General features: G+C 49.4%; 15 protein-coding genes and 1 riboswitch. All 15 genes read left to right on the top strand.

Annotated elements, in window-relative coordinates; genetic code table 11:
- Nucleotides 1-278: 278 nt before the first annotated feature.
- The 15 genes from EGV91_RS16970 to EGV91_RS16900 all read left to right on the top strand — a co-directional run bounded on the left by EGV91_RS16970 (nucleotide 279) and on the right by EGV91_RS16900 (nucleotide 14,794).
- A complete protein-coding gene (locus tag EGV91_RS16970; RefSeq protein WP_241666213.1) occupies nucleotides 279-821 on the top strand; it encodes a DUF2179 domain-containing protein in 543 nt (180 codons plus the stop codon).
- Nucleotides 818-1,006: an NETI motif-containing protein gene (locus EGV91_RS16965; protein WP_135505826.1), complete on the top strand. Its 189-nt coding sequence runs from the start codon at nucleotides 818-820 to the stop codon at nucleotides 1,004-1,006. Before EGV91_RS16970 ends, EGV91_RS16965 begins: the two co-directional genes overlap by 4 nt.
- An 85-nt stretch (nucleotides 1,007-1,091) precedes the next feature.
- Nucleotides 1,092-1,191, top strand: a riboswitch (purine riboswitch).
- 140 nt (nucleotides 1,192-1,331) lie between these two features.
- Nucleotides 1,332-1,820: a 5-(carboxyamino)imidazole ribonucleotide mutase gene (purE, locus tag EGV91_RS16960; RefSeq protein ID WP_135505824.1), complete on the top strand. Its 489-nt coding sequence runs from the start codon at nucleotides 1,332-1,334 to the stop codon at nucleotides 1,818-1,820.
- Nucleotides 1,817-2,941 carry a 5-(carboxyamino)imidazole ribonucleotide synthase gene (purK, locus tag EGV91_RS16955; protein WP_135505822.1) on the top strand — a complete coding sequence of 375 codons (1,125 nt, stop codon included), beginning with the start codon at nucleotides 1,817-1,819 and terminating at the stop codon, nucleotides 2,939-2,941. The genes purE and purK overlap by 4 nt, the downstream gene beginning before the upstream one ends.
- Before the next feature lie 16 nt (nucleotides 2,942-2,957).
- Nucleotides 2,958-4,253, top strand: coding sequence for an adenylosuccinate lyase (gene purB / locus EGV91_RS16950; protein ID WP_135505820.1), 1,296 nt, complete (start codon nucleotides 2,958-2,960; stop codon nucleotides 4,251-4,253).
- Nucleotides 4,254-4,268: 15 nt separating this feature from the next.
- Nucleotides 4,269-4,985 (top strand): phosphoribosylaminoimidazolesuccinocarboxamide synthase, encoded by a 717-nt coding sequence (purC, locus tag EGV91_RS16945; protein ID WP_135505818.1) that lies wholly within the window; start codon nucleotides 4,269-4,271, stop codon nucleotides 4,983-4,985.
- Nucleotides 4,982-5,236, top strand: coding sequence for a phosphoribosylformylglycinamidine synthase subunit PurS (gene purS, locus EGV91_RS16940; protein ID WP_135505816.1), 255 nt, complete (start codon nucleotides 4,982-4,984; stop codon nucleotides 5,234-5,236). The genes purC and purS overlap by 4 nt, the downstream gene beginning before the upstream one ends.
- On the top strand, nucleotides 5,233-5,916 hold the full coding sequence (gene purQ / locus EGV91_RS16935; RefSeq protein ID WP_135505814.1) for a phosphoribosylformylglycinamidine synthase subunit PurQ: 684 nt from the start codon (nucleotides 5,233-5,235) through the stop codon (nucleotides 5,914-5,916). Before purS ends, purQ begins: the two co-directional genes overlap by 4 nt.
- Nucleotides 5,900-8,128, top strand: a complete 2,229-nt coding sequence (gene purL, locus EGV91_RS16930) for a phosphoribosylformylglycinamidine synthase subunit PurL (protein WP_135505812.1) — start codon at nucleotides 5,900-5,902, stop codon at nucleotides 8,126-8,128. The genes purQ and purL overlap by 17 nt, the downstream gene beginning before the upstream one ends.
- A complete protein-coding gene (gene purF, locus EGV91_RS16925; RefSeq protein ID WP_135505810.1) occupies nucleotides 8,104-9,525 on the top strand; it encodes an amidophosphoribosyltransferase in 1,422 nt (473 codons plus the stop codon). The genes purL and purF overlap by 25 nt, the downstream gene beginning before the upstream one ends.
- 12 nt (nucleotides 9,526-9,537) lie before the next feature.
- Complete coding sequence (purM, locus tag EGV91_RS16920) at nucleotides 9,538-10,599, top strand: phosphoribosylformylglycinamidine cyclo-ligase (protein ID WP_135505808.1); 1,062 nt, start codon at nucleotides 9,538-9,540, stop codon at nucleotides 10,597-10,599.
- Complete coding sequence (gene purN / locus EGV91_RS16915) at nucleotides 10,589-11,161, top strand: phosphoribosylglycinamide formyltransferase (RefSeq protein ID WP_135505806.1); 573 nt, start codon at nucleotides 10,589-10,591, stop codon at nucleotides 11,159-11,161. The genes purM and purN overlap by 11 nt, the downstream gene beginning before the upstream one ends.
- 32 nt (nucleotides 11,162-11,193) lie before the next feature.
- The gene (gene purH, locus EGV91_RS16910; protein WP_135505804.1) at nucleotides 11,194-12,729 is read left to right on the top strand and encodes a bifunctional phosphoribosylaminoimidazolecarboxamide formyltransferase/IMP cyclohydrolase; all 1,536 of its coding nucleotides are present in this window, start codon (nucleotides 11,194-11,196) and stop codon (nucleotides 12,727-12,729) included.
- 15 nt (nucleotides 12,730-12,744) lie between these two features.
- A complete protein-coding gene (gene purD / locus EGV91_RS16905) occupies nucleotides 12,745-13,995 on the top strand; it encodes a phosphoribosylamine--glycine ligase (RefSeq protein ID WP_135505832.1) in 1,251 nt (416 codons plus the stop codon).
- Nucleotides 13,996-14,203: 208 nt separating this feature from the next.
- Nucleotides 14,204-14,794, top strand: a complete 591-nt coding sequence (locus EGV91_RS16900; RefSeq protein WP_135505802.1) for an N-acetyltransferase — start codon at nucleotides 14,204-14,206, stop codon at nucleotides 14,792-14,794.
- The last annotated feature ends 316 nt before the right edge of the window (nucleotides 14,795-15,110 follow it).

The raw sequence follows: 15,110 nt of genomic DNA, 5'->3' as shown, positions 1-15,110 counted from the left end.
TTTTTGTGCGTCCGGACACGATCCGGATCCCCGTGCTCCATTCAAAATGAAGCATAATAAAACGAAAACCTTCTATATTATTGTCATTTCACCCAAAAAAGCCAAATGCTGCTGAAAAGCTAGTAACTGCTACAAGTACTTTTTAGATTTCCTTTATTACAAAAACATTAAGTCTTTTCTGAAAAAGGGAAAAACTGAACTTCAGTCTTGCATTCGCCAATAAATTCTAATAGTATGAAACATAAATCTTTAATAAGTATTTAGAAAGGATGGGGCAATTGGATTTTAACCCTTGGCTGATGATCTTTATCATCTTTATGATAAATGTCATATACGTTTCAATTTCGACAATCCGCATAATCCTCACTTTAAAAGGCCATCGGTATTTTGCAGCATTCATCAGCATGTTTGAAACTGTCATTTACATTGTCGGTTTGGGATTGGTGCTTGATAACTTGGACCAACTTCAAAACCTTGTCGCATATGCGCTTGGCTACGGCTCAGGCGTAATTGTCGGTTCGAAGATCGAAGAGAAAATGGCGTTGGGCTATATTATGGTCAATGTCACGACAATGCAAGAAAGCAATTTCCTGTCCAATATTCTGCGTGAAAAAGGGTATGGTGTTACCAACTGGGAGGCCACCGGCAGAGATGGCGGCCGCCAAACCATGCAAATCCTCACGCCTCGGAAGATGGAAACGAGACTTTACGACACCATCAAGGAAATTGACCCCAAAGCGTTCATGATGTCCTATGAACCGAAAAATATTCACGGCGGCTTCTGGGTCAAGTCGGTACGGAAAGGGAAGTTATTTAAATGAATAAAAAGACTGTATGGTTCGAACTCCGCGAAGACGAAACGATCACTGATTGCCTCGAACGGATGAAAGAACAAGGCTACGCTGCAGTTGGGCGCAAAGAAGAACCTCTTTTCGAGGAAATCAATGGCAAACCAGTGCCGATTAGGCAAATTGTTAAGTTTAAAGGATCATGGATAACAGAATAGCAAAATACAATAGATAAAACCGAACAATTTAAAATTACACCAAGCAATCGTTCGACTTTAGGATTGACTCGTTTCAGTTATCTTGTTATGATTATTGAGGATACCCCATATATGCAGAGGAATTGGCCTCTGCGTTTCTACCAGGACACCGGAATGTCTGGACTATGCGGGAAAGCAACTTACGGAGACTTGGCGAAGGATGTGCGATTTCATGCCATCATTTTTAAATTCGTTCATAATCAACAAGCCCTTAAGTAAACTGCTTTTCACGTCATGTGAGCAGTTTATTTGAGGGCTTTTATCTGTTTAAAGGAGAGGTATTTATATGAATCCGCGAATCGGCGTCATTATGGGAAGTTCAAGCGATTGGGAAACAATGAAACATGCATGCGATGTATTGGATGAATTGCGTATCAGTTACGAGAAAAAGGTGATTTCCGCTCATCGGACACCGGATTTGATGTTTTCCTATGCGGAAGAAGCAAGAACTCGCGGGTTGCATGTGATTATTGCTGGGGCAGGCGGAGCCGCCCATTTGCCAGGAATGGTCGCTGCGAAAACGACTTTGCCGGTAATTGGTGTTCCGGTCCAGTCAAAAGCTTTGAACGGATTGGATTCGCTGCTGTCAATCGTCCAAATGCCAGGCGGTGTTCCGGTTGCCACTGTGGCGATCGGTAAAGCGGGAGCGATAAATGCCGGATTGCTGGCGGCGCAGATTTTAGGCACGGTGGATCCGGAGGCTGCAAAAGCACTTCAAGACCGGAGAGACCGGACGCATGATGAAGTCCTGAAAAGCACAGGTGATCTCATATGACGAAAACAATCTTGCCAGGACAGACAATCGGCATTATCGGTGGAGGACAATTAGGGCGCATGATGGCTTTGGCCGCCAAAGAAGCCGGTTTTAAAATCGCAGTGCTTGACCCGGGAATGGATTCACCGACCGGGCAAGTTGCAGACATCGAAATCATCGCACCTTTCAACGATTTTCAAGCATTAGAGGAATTGGCGGAAGCAAGTGATGTCATCACATATGAATTTGAAAATATCGATGCCAGTGCATTGGAAAAATTGATGGAACTCGCTTATATTCCTCAAGGAGCTGAATTGATCCGCATTACGCAAAACCGGATATTCGAAAAGCAGGCGATCCAAGCTGCGGGTGTTCCGATTGCCAATTACATCACGGCTGAGAATTATGCGGAGCTGGTCGAGAAAAGCGGGGAATTAGCTTATCCGTTTGTTGTGAAAACAGCGACTGGCGGTTACGACGGCAAAGGCCAACAGACGATTGCTTCTGCTGAGGAGCTGCCGCTTGCGGAGCCGTTGTTTGCGAGCGGTGCCTGTGTAGCTGAAGCATTCATCGATTTCACGAAAGAGATTTCGGTGATCATCCAGCGCAACGTACATGGTGAAACAGCAACCTTGCCGATCGGCGAGAACATCCACAAGCACCACATCCTGCACGAAACAATTGTTCCGGCCAGGGTAGCAGATGCAACAATCAGCAAGGCCCAAGAAGCGGCTGAAAAAATTGCGGGCCATCTGGACATGGTCGGAACTTTGGCCGTCGAGATGTTCGTGCTTGAAAGCGGGGAGATTCTGGTCAATGAATTGGCGCCGCGTCCGCACAACTCAGGTCATTATTCAATAGAAGGAACCAATATCTCACAGTTTCATCAGCACATCCGGGCAATCTGCGGTTGGCCGCTAAGAAAGCCGAAGCTGTGGTCGGATACGGTGATGGTCAATGTGCTCGGCGAGCATGTTGCGCCTCTGACAACGAGAATAGCGCGCTATCCGAATTGGTCGATTCATCTATACGGCAAAGACGAAGCGAAGCATAAACGGAAGATGGGGCATGTGACCATTTTGACCGATAACTTAGAAGCAACATTGAAGGAAATAGACGAATCCGGCATTTGGCCGGAATAATTGGAGGAAATGGATTATGATAGCACGTTATACACGACCTGAAATGGGCGCGATTTGGACAGAAGAAAACCGTTATAATGCTTGGCTGGAAGTTGAAATTTTGGCTTGCGAGGCTTGGGCAGAAATCGGGGATATTCCAAAAGAGGATGTTGCAAAAATCCGTCAGAACGCCTCGTTTTCAGTAGACCGGATTTTGGAAATCGAAGAAGAGACCCGCCACGATGTTGTGGCATTCACTCGAGCGGTTTCAGAAACGCTTGGCGAAGAGCGTAAATGGGTGCATTATGGCCTGACTTCGACGGACGTCGTGGATACAGCGCTATCTTACTTGATCAAACAAGCGAATGTGATCATCCGCAAAGACTTGGAAAACTTCATTGAAATCCTGGCAAATAAAGCAAAAGAGCATAAAATGACGGTCATGATGGGCCGGACGCATGGTGTGCACGCGGAGCCGACGACATTCGGTTTGAAATTGGCTTTATGGCACGAGGAAATGAAACGCAACCTGGAACGTTTTGAAGCGGCTGCAGCATCAATCGAGACAGGCAAAATGTCCGGCGCTGTCGGCACGTATGCCAACATCGATCCTTTTGTTGAAGCGTATGTCTGCAAGCAGCTCGGTTTAGCAGCTTCGCCGATTTCCACACAAACTTTACAGCGTGACCGCCATGCACAGTACATGAGTACACTGGCATTGATCGGTTCTTCAATCGAGAAATTCGCGACGGAAATCCGCGGCCTGCAAAAATCGGAAACGCGCGAAGTGGAAGAGTTTTTCGCCAAAGGGCAAAAAGGTTCTTCGGCAATGCCGCATAAACGCAATCCGATCGGTTCTGAAAATATGACCGGACTTGCACGCTTGATTCGCGGCTATATGATTACAGCTTACGAAAACGTCTCGCTTTGGCACGAACGCGACATCTCGCATTCATCTGCAGAGCGTGTGATTTTGCCGGATGCTACAATCGCATTGAATTATATGCTGAACCGTTTTTCGAACATCGTGAAGAATTTGACGGTGTTCCCGGAAAACATGAAACGCAATATGGATTCGACACTTGGTTTGATTTATTCGCAGCGTGTGCTGCTGGCGTTGATCGACAAAGGCATGGCCCGCGAAGCGGCTTACGATACGGTCCAACCTTGTGCGATGGAAGCGTGGGAAAACCAGACGCATTTCCGTACAATCGTTGAAGCGAACGACGCAATCACTTCTCAGCTGTCTAAAGAAGAGCTGGACGATTGCTTCGATTACAACCATCATTTGCAGCAAGTGGACATGATTTTCAACCGACTTGGATTAAACTAAACGGGGGCTTTGAACATGGAAAAAGGTCAGCTATTGTACGAAGGCAAAGCAAAACGCTTGTACGCAACAGATGAACAAGGCATTTTATGGGTGGAATACAAAGACTCGGCGACTGCGTTCAACGGCGAAAAGAAAGCTGAAATCGCCGGCAAAGGCATGCTGAACAATAAAATCACATCACTGCTTTTTGAAAAATTGCAGACGGCGGGAATCGCTTCCCACTTCGTCAAGCAATTGTCTGACCACGAACAGTTGGTACGCCAAGTGTCCATCATTCCAATTGAAGTGGTGGCGCGGAACGTAGTGGCTGGCAGCATGGCAAAACGCCTAGGGCTTGAAGAAGGCACCGTCCTCAAACAGCCGGTCGTTGAATTCTATTATAAAGATGACGCACTGGGCGATCCGTTGATCACTGAAGACCATATTCAGCTCCTTGGGCTTGCAACGCCGCAGGAAGTGCTGGAGCTTCGGGAAAAAGCATTGAAAGTAAACGAAGTGCTGATCCAGTTTTTCAAAGAAGTTGGGGTGCAGCTGATCGATTTCAAAATTGAATTCGGCCGGGACGACAACGGTGCGATTTTGCTGGCGGATGAAATTTCTCCGGATACGTGCCGCTTATGGGACATGGAAACCAAACAGAAACTCGATAAAGATGTATTTCGCCGTGACCTCGGCAACTTGACAGATGCGTATGAACTCATTTTATCCAAACTGGGAGGACAACATTCATGAAAAAAGTAAAAATCTACGTCACTTTGCGTGAAAGTGTTTTGGATCCACAAGGCTCGGCAGTAATGGGATCACTTCATAAAATGGGCTACGGCCAAGTGGAAGATGTTCGGATCGGCAAGTACTTGGAGCTGATGATTGCAGATGGCGAAAAAGATATCGACGCGTTGGTCAACGAAATGTGCCATAGGTTATTGACGAATACGGTAATCGAGGATTACCGTTTCGAAATCGAGGAGGCTGTCTCACAATGAAATTCGCAGTAATCGTATTTCCTGGTTCCAATTGTGATTTGGATATGTACCACGCGGTCAAGGATGAACTTGGTGAAGAAGCAGAATACGTTTGGCATGATTCGACCGATTTGAGCAAATACGACGGGATTTTATTGCCGGGCGGATTTTCTTACGGCGATTACTTGCGCTGCGGCGCGATTGCACAAACCTCGGCGATCATGGGCGAAGTGAAAAAAGCGGCTGAAGCCGGTAAACCGGTTCTCGGCATTTGCAACGGCTTTCAGATTTTGACAGAAGCGGGGCTTTTGCCTGGCGTGCTTCTGCGCAATAAAAACTTGAAGTTCATGTGCCACACGGTCGGTTTGAAAGTGGAGAACGCGCATACGATGTTCACGAACCAATACACACAAGGCCAAGAAATCAGAATTCCAATCGCTCATGGCGAAGGAAATTATTACTGCGACGATGAGACGTATGAAAAATTAAAAGCGAATAATCAAATCGTCTTCACTTACGAAGATGATTTTAATGGAAGCCGCAACAATATTGCGGGAATCATCAATGAGCAAGGCAACGTGCTGGGCATGATGCCGCATCCGGAGCGGGCAGTTTCCGATTTGATCGGCGGCAGCGACGGATTGGGATTATTTAGATCAATCGTAAAACAGTGGAGGGAATCACATGTCACTCATGCTTGAACCAAATACTGAACAAATCAAAGAACAGAAAATATATCAGCAGATGGGCTTGTCCGATGCAGAATTCGAAATGGTGGAAACGATTCTCGGCAGAACGCCGAATTACACGGAAACCGGCTTGTTTTCTGTTATGTGGTCTGAGCATTGTTCTTATAAGAATTCGAAGCCTGTCTTAGCCAAATTCCCGACAAAAGCACCGCGCGTGCTGCAAGGGCCAGGCGAAGGCGCAGGCATCGTCGACATCGGCGATGGCCAGGCAGTCGTCTTCAAAATGGAATCGCATAACCACCCTTCAGCTATCGAACCTTACCAAGGGGCGGCAACTGGCGTCGGCGGCATTATCCGCGATGTTTTCTCGATGGGCGCACGCCCGATTGCGATGCTCAACTCGCTGCGTTTCGGCGAATTGACGACACCGCGTGTGAAGTATCTGTTTGAAGAAGTGGTAGCGGGCATCGCCGGCTATGGCAATTGCATCGGCATCCCGACCGTTGGCGGAGAAGTTCAGTTTGACGCTTGCTACGAAGGCAATCCACTGGTCAACGCCATGTGCGTCGGCTTGATCGATCACAAAGACATCCAAAAAGGCGTCGCTTCCGGCGTCGGCAATCCGGTCATGTACGTCGGTGCCAAAACAGGGCGCGACGGCATCCACGGCGCGACTTTCGCTTCCGAGGAATTGACAGACGCATCTGAAGAAAAACGCCCGGCTGTACAAGTAGGGGATCCGTTCATGGAAAAACTGCTGCTTGAAGCTTGCCTGGAATTGGTGAAATCCGATGCACTTGTCGGCATCCAAGACATGGGAGCGGCTGGACTCACATCATCTTCAGCAGAAATGGCTTCAAAAGCAGGATCTGGCATCGAGATGGATCTTGACCACGTGCCACAGCGCGAAAAAGGAATGACAGCGTACGAAATGATGTTGTCAGAATCCCAAGAGCGCATGTTGATCGTCGTGAAAAAAGGCCGCGAACCGGAAATCGTCGAGCTTTTCGAGAAGTACGGTTTGGACGCTGTGACAGTCGGTACAGTAACAGACGATTCGACTTTGCGTTTAGTGCATAAAGGGAAAGTTGTCGCGGAAGTGCCGGTTGATGCGCTAGCTGAAGACGCCCCTGTTTACCACAAGCCATCGAGCGTGCCTGCTTATTTCACTGAATACCAGCAGCTGGAAAACGTTGAACCGAAAGTGGACAACTACAGCGACGCGTTAGTGAATTTATTGCAGCAGCCGACGATTGCTTCGAAAGAATGGGTCTACGATCAATACGACCACCAAGTGCGCACGAGCACAGTGGTTAGCCCGGGCTCGGACGCTGCAGTTATCCGCGTGCGCGGCACGAACAAAGGCTTGGCGATGACGACGGATTGCAATTCACGCTATATCTACCTGGATCCGGAAACGGGCGGCAAAATCGCAGTTGCGGAAGCAGCGCGCAATGTTGTCGTGTCCGGCGCGAAACCGCTGGCGATCACGGATTGCCTGAATTTCGGGAATCCTGAAAAGCCTGAAATCTTCTGGCAGCTGGAAAAGGCGGCAGACGGCATGTCTGAAGCCTGCACAATCTTAGATGCACCTGTAATCGGCGGCAACGTCTCTTTATATAATGAAACAAACGGCACAGCAATCTACCCGACGCCGACAATCGGTTTGGTCGGTTTAGTGGAAGACCTGAAGCATGTGACGACGCAAGACGCCAAAAAAGCCGGCGACTTAGTGTACCTGATTGGCGAAAGCTTCACGGAATTCGGCGGCAGCGAGCTGCAGAAAATGGTCGAAGGACGCATTTTCGGCAAAGCACCGGCAATCGATCTTGTTGTCGAAGCAGAACGCCAGCAGCAGATCTTGTCCGCTATCCGCCAAGGGCTTGTGGCTTCTGCGCATGACGTTGCTGAAGGGGGCGTGGCAGTAGCGCTTGCTGAAAAAGCATTCGGCAAAGGGCTTGGCCTGGAAGTCGCATTGACTGGTTCGCCGACAACCGCGTTGTTCAGCGAATCCCAATCCCGTTTCATCCTTACCGTTTCACCGGAAAATGCACAATCGTTCGAAGAAACCGTCACTGGCGCCAAGAAAATCGGAACAGTCACAGGAGACACGAACCTGGTGATCAAGGGCGAAGACGGTACGGCATGGATCAATGATTCGGTCGAAACGCTTCGCTCAGCTTGGAAAGGAGCAATCCCATGCTTGCTGAAATCAGAAGCTTAAACGAAGAATGCGGAGTCTTTGGAATTTGGGGCCATCCCAATGCGACCCAGCTCACTTATTACGGGCTTCATGCTTTGCAGCATAGAGGCCAAGAAGGTGCAGGGATCGTCTCGACAGATGGCAGTTCGTTAAAAGCGTTAAAAGGCGAAGGCATGGTCAGTGAAGTCTTTTCGCCTGAAAAGATCGAGAAAATTGCCGGCAATGCTGCAATTGGCCATGTGCGCTACGCGACAGCCGGCGGCAGCGGCATTGAAAATGTCCAGCCGCTGCTTTTCAATTCGACAACTGGCAGCTTGGCGATTTCGCATAATGGCAATTTGGTCAACGCGAACCATTTGAAAAGCCATTTAGAGCGCCAAGGCAGCATTTTTCAGACAACGTCCGATACCGAAGTACTGGCGCATTTAATCAAGCGCAGCGGTTTCGAATCGTTCGAAGAAAAAGCGAAAAATGCCTTGTCGTTATTAAAAGGAGCTTTTGCCTGTGTCATCTTGACGGAAGAAGCGATGTATATCGCACTCGACCCGAATGGCCTGCGCCCGTTATCAATCGGCAAACTAGGCGATGCCTGGGTTGTTGCATCCGAAACGTGTGCATTCGACATCGTCGGAGCGGAGCACGTCCAATCGGTTGAACCGGGCGAATTTTTGATCGTCAATGATGACGGTTTGCGCGCTGAGCGTTTTGCTTATCCGGAAGAACGTTCGATTTGTACGATGGAATATGTCTACTTTTCTCGTCCGGATTCCGATATCGATGGCATCAATGTCCATTCTGCCCGCAAACGCCTGGGCAAACAGCTGGCGAAAGAAGTACAGATCGATGCGGACGTTGTAACAGGCGTTCCGGATTCCAGTATTTCCGCAGCCATCGGCTATTCAGAGCAAAGCGGCATTCCGTATGAATTGGGCTTGATCAAGAACCGCTATGTCGGCCGGACATTCATCCAGCCTTCACAGGACTTGCGCGAACAAGGCGTTAAAATGAAACTCTCTCCGGTGCGCCAAGTTGTCAAAGGCAAGCGCGTCATCATGGTGGATGATTCGATTGTCCGCGGCACGACTTCACGCCGCATCGTGAATTTATTGAAAGAAGCGGGAGCGACGGAAGTGCATGTGGTCATTTCTTCACCGCCGATCAAAAACCCGTGTTTCTACGGCATTGATATCTCAACTGCCGGCGAATTGATTGCAGCGAATAACACAGTCGAAGAAATGCGCCAGATCATCGGCGCAGATTCGCTGACGTTCCTGTCGGTCGACGGCATGGTGCAGAATATCGGACGGACGGACCCAGGTTCGAAATGCGGCCATTGCTTGGCGTGTTTCACAGGGGAATACCCGACGAATATCTATCCGGATACCGTTTTGCCGCATGAAAAAGAAAAAGTGAAATAAGGGGGAACCGGTGTGTCAAAAGCATATGAAAAAGCAGGCGTCAATATCGAAGCGGGCTATGAAGCGGTCAACCGCATGAAATCCCATGTCGAACGCACAGCGCGCAAAGGCTTGATGGGGACATTCGGCGGTTTCGGCGGCATGTTCGATTTATCTGAACTGAAGCTGAAAGAACCGGTCCTTGTCTCCGGTACAGACGGAGTCGGCACGAAACTGAAGCTCGCTTTCATGGCTGACAAGCACGACACGATCGGCATCGACTGCGTAGCGATGTGCGTCAACGATATCGTCGCACAAGGAGCTGAACCGTTGTTTTTCCTGGACTATATTGCAGTCGGCAAAGCGGTTCCTGAAAAAATCGAGCAAATCGTCAAAGGCGTTGCGGATGGCTGCGTGCAATCCGGCGCCGCATTGATCGGCGGCGAAACGGCTGAGATGCCTGGCCTTTACGATGAAAATGAATACGACATTGCCGGTTTTGCGGTTGGGGCTGCAGAAAAGTCGAATATCGTAACCGGCGAGAAAATCCAAGCAGGCGACGTGCTGATTGGACTCGCTTCAAGCGGCATTCATTCCAACGGTTATTCGCTGGTGCGCCATATCGTCTTTGAACAAAACCGTTTCCAGCTGGACCAAATTATCGAAGGCTTTGAAGATTTAGGGCCAATTGGCAATGAATTGCTGAATCCGACGAAAATCTATGCGAAACCGGTGGCAGCAATCATGGCCGCGGCAGAAGTACGGGGAATGGCGCATGTCACAGGCGGCGGCTTTATCGAAAACTTGCCGCGTATGATGCCTGAAGGATTGGGTGCTGAAATCGAGCTGGGCTCTTGGCCTGTGCTGCGCATTTTTGACATGCTGCAGGAAAAAGGCGGGTTGGCTGACCGCGATTTGTATTCCGTTTTCAATATGGGCATCGGCTTTGTGCTGGCGGTTGCGCCGGAACAAGCAGAGCAAGTGATGGCAGCGGCGCTGGCGAGCGGCGAACAGGCGTATCGCATCGGCACCGTATCCGCGCAAACCGGCGTTCAATTTACGGGGGAACAGGACGGCACCCTCGATGGCGAATAAACCGAGAATCGCTGTTTTCGCATCTGGAAACGGCTCGAACTTCCAGGCGATTGCAGACGCAATACAAAACGGCGAGCTGCATGCCGAATTGGTGCTCGTGGTGACTGACAAGCCCCAAGCTTACGTCGTTGAACGGGCACAGAAAATGGGCATTGAGCCGTTCGCTTTTAACCCAGCGGAATACGGCTCGAAAGCCATGTACGAAGAAATGCTGAAAGGCAAGTTGTTGAACCACGGAGTGGAATGGATCGTGCTGGCCGGCTTTATGCGGCTGATCGGACCGATGCTGCTTTCCGCGTTTGAAAACCGCATTGTCAACATCCACCCTTCGGCATTGCCGGCTTTCCCAGGCAAAGACGCTATCGGCCAAACGCTTGCAGCTGGTGCAGAACTGGCAGGCGTGACGGTGCATTTTGTCGACGCTGGCATGGACACCGGTTCCATTATTGCGCAGGAAACCTTTCCTGTAGCGGGGCGCGGCCGAGCGGAAGTTGAAGATCAGATCCACGCAATTGAACACCGTTTATATCCTGCAACTTTACAGCAATTATTCAGCCGGTGATTTCACCGGTTTTATTTTTAGGAGGACTGACAGTGAAGAAAAGGGCGTTATTGAGTGTATCGGATAAATCAGGAATTTTGGAGTTTGCACAGCAATTATCGGCAATGGGCTATGAAATCTTGTCGACGGGCGGTACAAAGCGCTTTTTAGAAGACAATGGCGTGGCGATTACGGCAGTGGACGAAATTACGGAATTCCCGGAAATCCTGGAAGGGCGCGTTAAGACGCTTCACCCATTGATCCACGGTGGCTTGCTGGCTAAACCGGATGACAAAAGCCATCAAGTTCAGATGGAGGAAAACGGCATTTCGCCGATTGATATCGTATGCGTCAATCTTTATCCGTTCCGCGAAACCATTTCGAAACCGGATGTGTCGGTTGATGATGCGATTGAAAACATCGACATTGGCGGACCGACAATGCTGCGTTCGGCAGCAAAAAACCACGCGTACGTTACAGTGATCGTGGATGCGTCCGACTATGCGGCAGTGCTTGAAGAATTGAACGGCCAGCAGGCGACGACTCCGGAAACGCGCCGCCGCCTGGCAGCTAAAGTATTCCGCCATACAGCGGCATATGATTCTTACATCTCGAATTATTTGACTGACTTGATCGGAGAAGAATATCCGGAATCGCTGACGCTTACATATGAATTGGCGCAGCCGCTCCGCTACGGTGAAAATCCGCACCAGAAAGCGGCATTTTACCGCAATGCATTGGGATCGGATTTCTCGATTGCCAACGCCACGCAATTGCATGGCAAAGAGCTGTCTTATAATAATATCCAAGACGCCAATGCCTCACTTCAGATCATCAAGGAATTCAGCATGCCGGCAGCGGCAGCGGTCAAGCATATGAACCCTTGCGGCGTCGGTACTGGCAGCACGATTGCGGAAGCGTTCGCGAAAGCATACGAAGCTGATTCGACATCGATTTTCGGCGGCATTGTCGCGTTGAACCGCGAAGTGGACGCTGAAACAGCGCAGACTTTGAGCACGATCTTCCTTGAAATCGTCATCGCGCCATCTTTCTCGGATGAAGCAATTGAAATCTTGACACAGAAGAAAAACATCCGTCTGCTAACAATCCCATTCGGCCATGCACGCCAGGACAAATGGAATATTACAGCTGTAGAAGGCGGTTTGCTTGTGCAGCAGCCAGACGCTTACGGCTATGAAGACGCCGACATCCGTGTAGCGACGAAACGCCAGCCAAGCGATGCAGAATTGGAAGCGCTGAAACTAGGCTGGAGCGTTGTAAAGCACGTGAAATCGAATGCCATTGTGGTATGTGATTCGAATATGACATTAGGCATAGGCGCCGGCCAGATGAACCGCGTCGGGGCAGCGAAGATTGCACTTGAACAAGCTGGTGAGCAAGCTCGCGGTGCAGTGATGGCATCGGATGCGTTTTTCCCGATGGCGGATACAGTCGAAGCGGCAGCTAAAGCAGGCATCAAAGCGATCATCCAGCCAGGCGGTTCGAAAAAGGACCAGGAATCAATCGACAAGGCTGATGAATACGGCATAGCGATGGTCTTTACAGGCGTACGCCATTTCAAACATTAAGCGAGGTGTCAAATGATGAAGGTTTTGGTTATAGGCAAAGGCGGCCGCGAACACGCGATTGCCCGCCAGTTTTCAAGGTCCGCCTCGGTCAGCCGCGTCTATGCTGCTCCCGGCAATGACGGCATGCAAGGCGATGCGGAACTGGTGAACATCGATGAAATGGATTTTGCGGCATTAAGCGATTTTGCTGTCGAACATGAAATCGACTTTACATTCGTCGGTCCCGAACAGCCGCTTGCCGAGGGCATTGTGGACTGGTTTGAAAAACGTGAGCTGCGCATTTTCGGCCCTACAAAAATTGCAGCGCAGATCGAAGGCAGCAAAGCTTTTGCGAAAGAGTTGATGAATGGAGCGAATATCCCGACAGCTGCTTATGAAACGTTTACGGAAACCGGAGCCGCGATTGAGTTTATCCGCCGCCACGGTGCGCCGATCGTCATCAAAGCGGATGGCTTGGCGGCAGGAAAAGGCGTCGTTGTCGCCATGTCCGAACAGGAAGCGATTGCGGCGGTCAATGATATGCTGGAAGGCGAGAAATTCGGTGAGTCAGGCTCGCGTGTTGTTATCGAGGAATTCCTGGACGGCGAAGAATTCTCGTTCATGTCATTCGTTTACGGCGGCAAAATTTACCCGATGCCGATTTCACAGGACCATAAGCGGGCGTTTGATGGTGACCACGGTCCGAACACAGGGGGCATGGGTGCATATTCGCCGGTGCCGCAAATCTCTGAGTCGGTGGTGCAAGAAACGTACGCTAAAATTGTGCAGCCCGCAGTTAAAGCGATGGCAGCAGAAGAGGCTCCCTTCAATGGCATTCTTTATGCCGGCATCATCTTGACGCCGGAAGGCCCGAAAGTAATCGAATTCAATGCGCGTTTTGGCGACCCGGAAACGCAAGTCGTATTGCCGCGCATGGCATCAGATTTCGGCTTGTTCATGGACGCTATCTTGGAAAGCCGGCCTTTTGAGCTGGAATGGGACGACCGCTCTGTACTGGGCGTCGTCGTAGCGGCCGAAGGCTACCCGGACTCGATCCAAAAAGGTGCGCTGCTTCCTGACTTAGCGAAACTGGAAGGCGTCGAAGTCACCCATGCCGGCACGAAAAAAGCCGGCAGCGGTTTTGCCGGCAACGGCGGCCGGGTGCTTTTCGTCTCTGCGGCCGGAGAAGACCTCCAACAAGCCCAGCACAAGGTCTACGAGGAGCTCGGCAAGCTGGATTGGAAAGGCTTCTTCTTCCGTTCAGATATCGGCTGGCGTGCAATGTAAAACTCCATATGGTATACTATTAGGTGACACAAATTCTTAGGAAAATGTGTCATTTTTTTTTCATTATCCCGCCCTTGGGATATTGAATAATAGTTGAGGATTTTCAATAGCCCACTTTTACCTCTAAACCACTCTTCAGATTGACTTAGTCATACCAGACTCCGTGTAAAAATCAGCAGGGCATCAAATTTCGGAAGGAGCAACATTTATGAATTGGTACGAAAAATTAAATCAGTATTTCCCAGTAGAAGAAATGAAATCAAAAGAGCATATGGACACGCTTTTGAAAGAAAAAGGCAGCGTTTATTTTAAAGACGAGGGCCCTCACCACGTCTTGATGTTCGCAGAGTTTCCGACATTCTCGTTTGTCGATTATTTGTTTGTCTCAAAAGAGTCACGCGGCAGCGGGCTTGGCAAAAAAGCTTTGCAATTCCTGAAAGATAAGAACAAGCCGATCATCCTTGAAGTCGAACCTGTAGACTACGAAGATACGGACAGTGAAAAGCGCCTTCGTTTCTATGCACGCGAAGGATTCGAGCACGCCGCTTCGATCGGCTATTGCCGCCGTTCGCTTGCGACAGGTGAAGCGAATTCGATGGAGATCCTTTATTGGGCTCCAAACAATGAAACAGAAGAAGAAATCTTCGAAGCAATGAAGAAAATGTACGGTGAAATCCACACGTATAAAGACACTCATTTCTACGGTGAATCGTATGAGCCGGTATCGAAGGTCCTGACGTTCGAAGAAGAGGAAAAAGACAACGTCCTCGACCCATTCAACAAACCCGTCTCGAACTAATCAGCAAGAACAACCAAAAACCTGCGCAGATTCCATTCTGCGCAGGTTTTATTTTGAATTTTTAGCTTTCCTCTTTTGTAATATATTTATTTAGCGCAGGCGCGAACACGGGCTGGGCGCAGCAGAAAGACAGGCGTTCTGTGCCTGGCTTTTTGCGAAAGCCGTGCCCTAAGCGACCGAAGCGGCATATAGCACTTGTGCTACCTAAAAATAGAACAAAATGGATTTTTTGTGTCAAAATCAAATCTGAATGTTCTAATATTACGCAGTCTCGCCTGTATTTTAATGCATTGTTATGCTACGATATTATGTATGG

This window comes from Planococcus koreensis (assembly GCF_004761975.1).
GTDB lineage: Bacteria > Bacillota > Bacilli > Bacillales_A > Planococcaceae > Planococcus > Planococcus koreensis.
The sequence above is the reverse complement of the archived record's forward strand: the minus strand, read 5'-3'. Positions and strand labels throughout refer to the sequence as shown.

Bases quoted from the DNA above. Each gene is read 5' to 3' on its own strand.
- EGV91_RS16965 (WP_135505826.1), top strand. From the start codon at position 818: ATGAATAAAAAGACTGTATGGTTCGAACTCCGCGAAGACGAAACGATC.
- purE (WP_135505824.1), top strand. From the start codon at position 1,332: ATGAATCCGCGAATCGGCGTCATTATGGGAAGTTCAAGCGATTGGGAA.
- purK (WP_135505822.1), top strand. From the start codon at position 1,817: ATGACGAAAACAATCTTGCCAGGACAGACAATCGGCATTATCGGTGGA.
- purB (WP_135505820.1), top strand. From the start codon at position 2,958: ATGATAGCACGTTATACACGACCTGAAATGGGCGCGATTTGGACAGAA.
- purC (WP_135505818.1), top strand. From the start codon at position 4,269: ATGGAAAAAGGTCAGCTATTGTACGAAGGCAAAGCAAAACGCTTGTAC.
- purS (WP_135505816.1), top strand. From the start codon at position 4,982: ATGAAAAAAGTAAAAATCTACGTCACTTTGCGTGAAAGTGTTTTGGAT.
- purQ (WP_135505814.1), top strand. From the start codon at position 5,233: ATGAAATTCGCAGTAATCGTATTTCCTGGTTCCAATTGTGATTTGGAT.
- purL (WP_135505812.1), top strand. From the start codon at position 5,900: ATGTCACTCATGCTTGAACCAAATACTGAACAAATCAAAGAACAGAAA.
- purF (WP_135505810.1), top strand. From the start codon at position 8,104: ATGCTTGCTGAAATCAGAAGCTTAAACGAAGAATGCGGAGTCTTTGGA.
- purN (WP_135505806.1), top strand. From the start codon at position 10,589: ATGGCGAATAAACCGAGAATCGCTGTTTTCGCATCTGGAAACGGCTCG.
- purD (WP_135505832.1), top strand. From the start codon at position 12,745: ATGAAGGTTTTGGTTATAGGCAAAGGCGGCCGCGAACACGCGATTGCC.
- EGV91_RS16900 (WP_135505802.1), top strand. From the start codon at position 14,204: ATGAATTGGTACGAAAAATTAAATCAGTATTTCCCAGTAGAAGAAATG.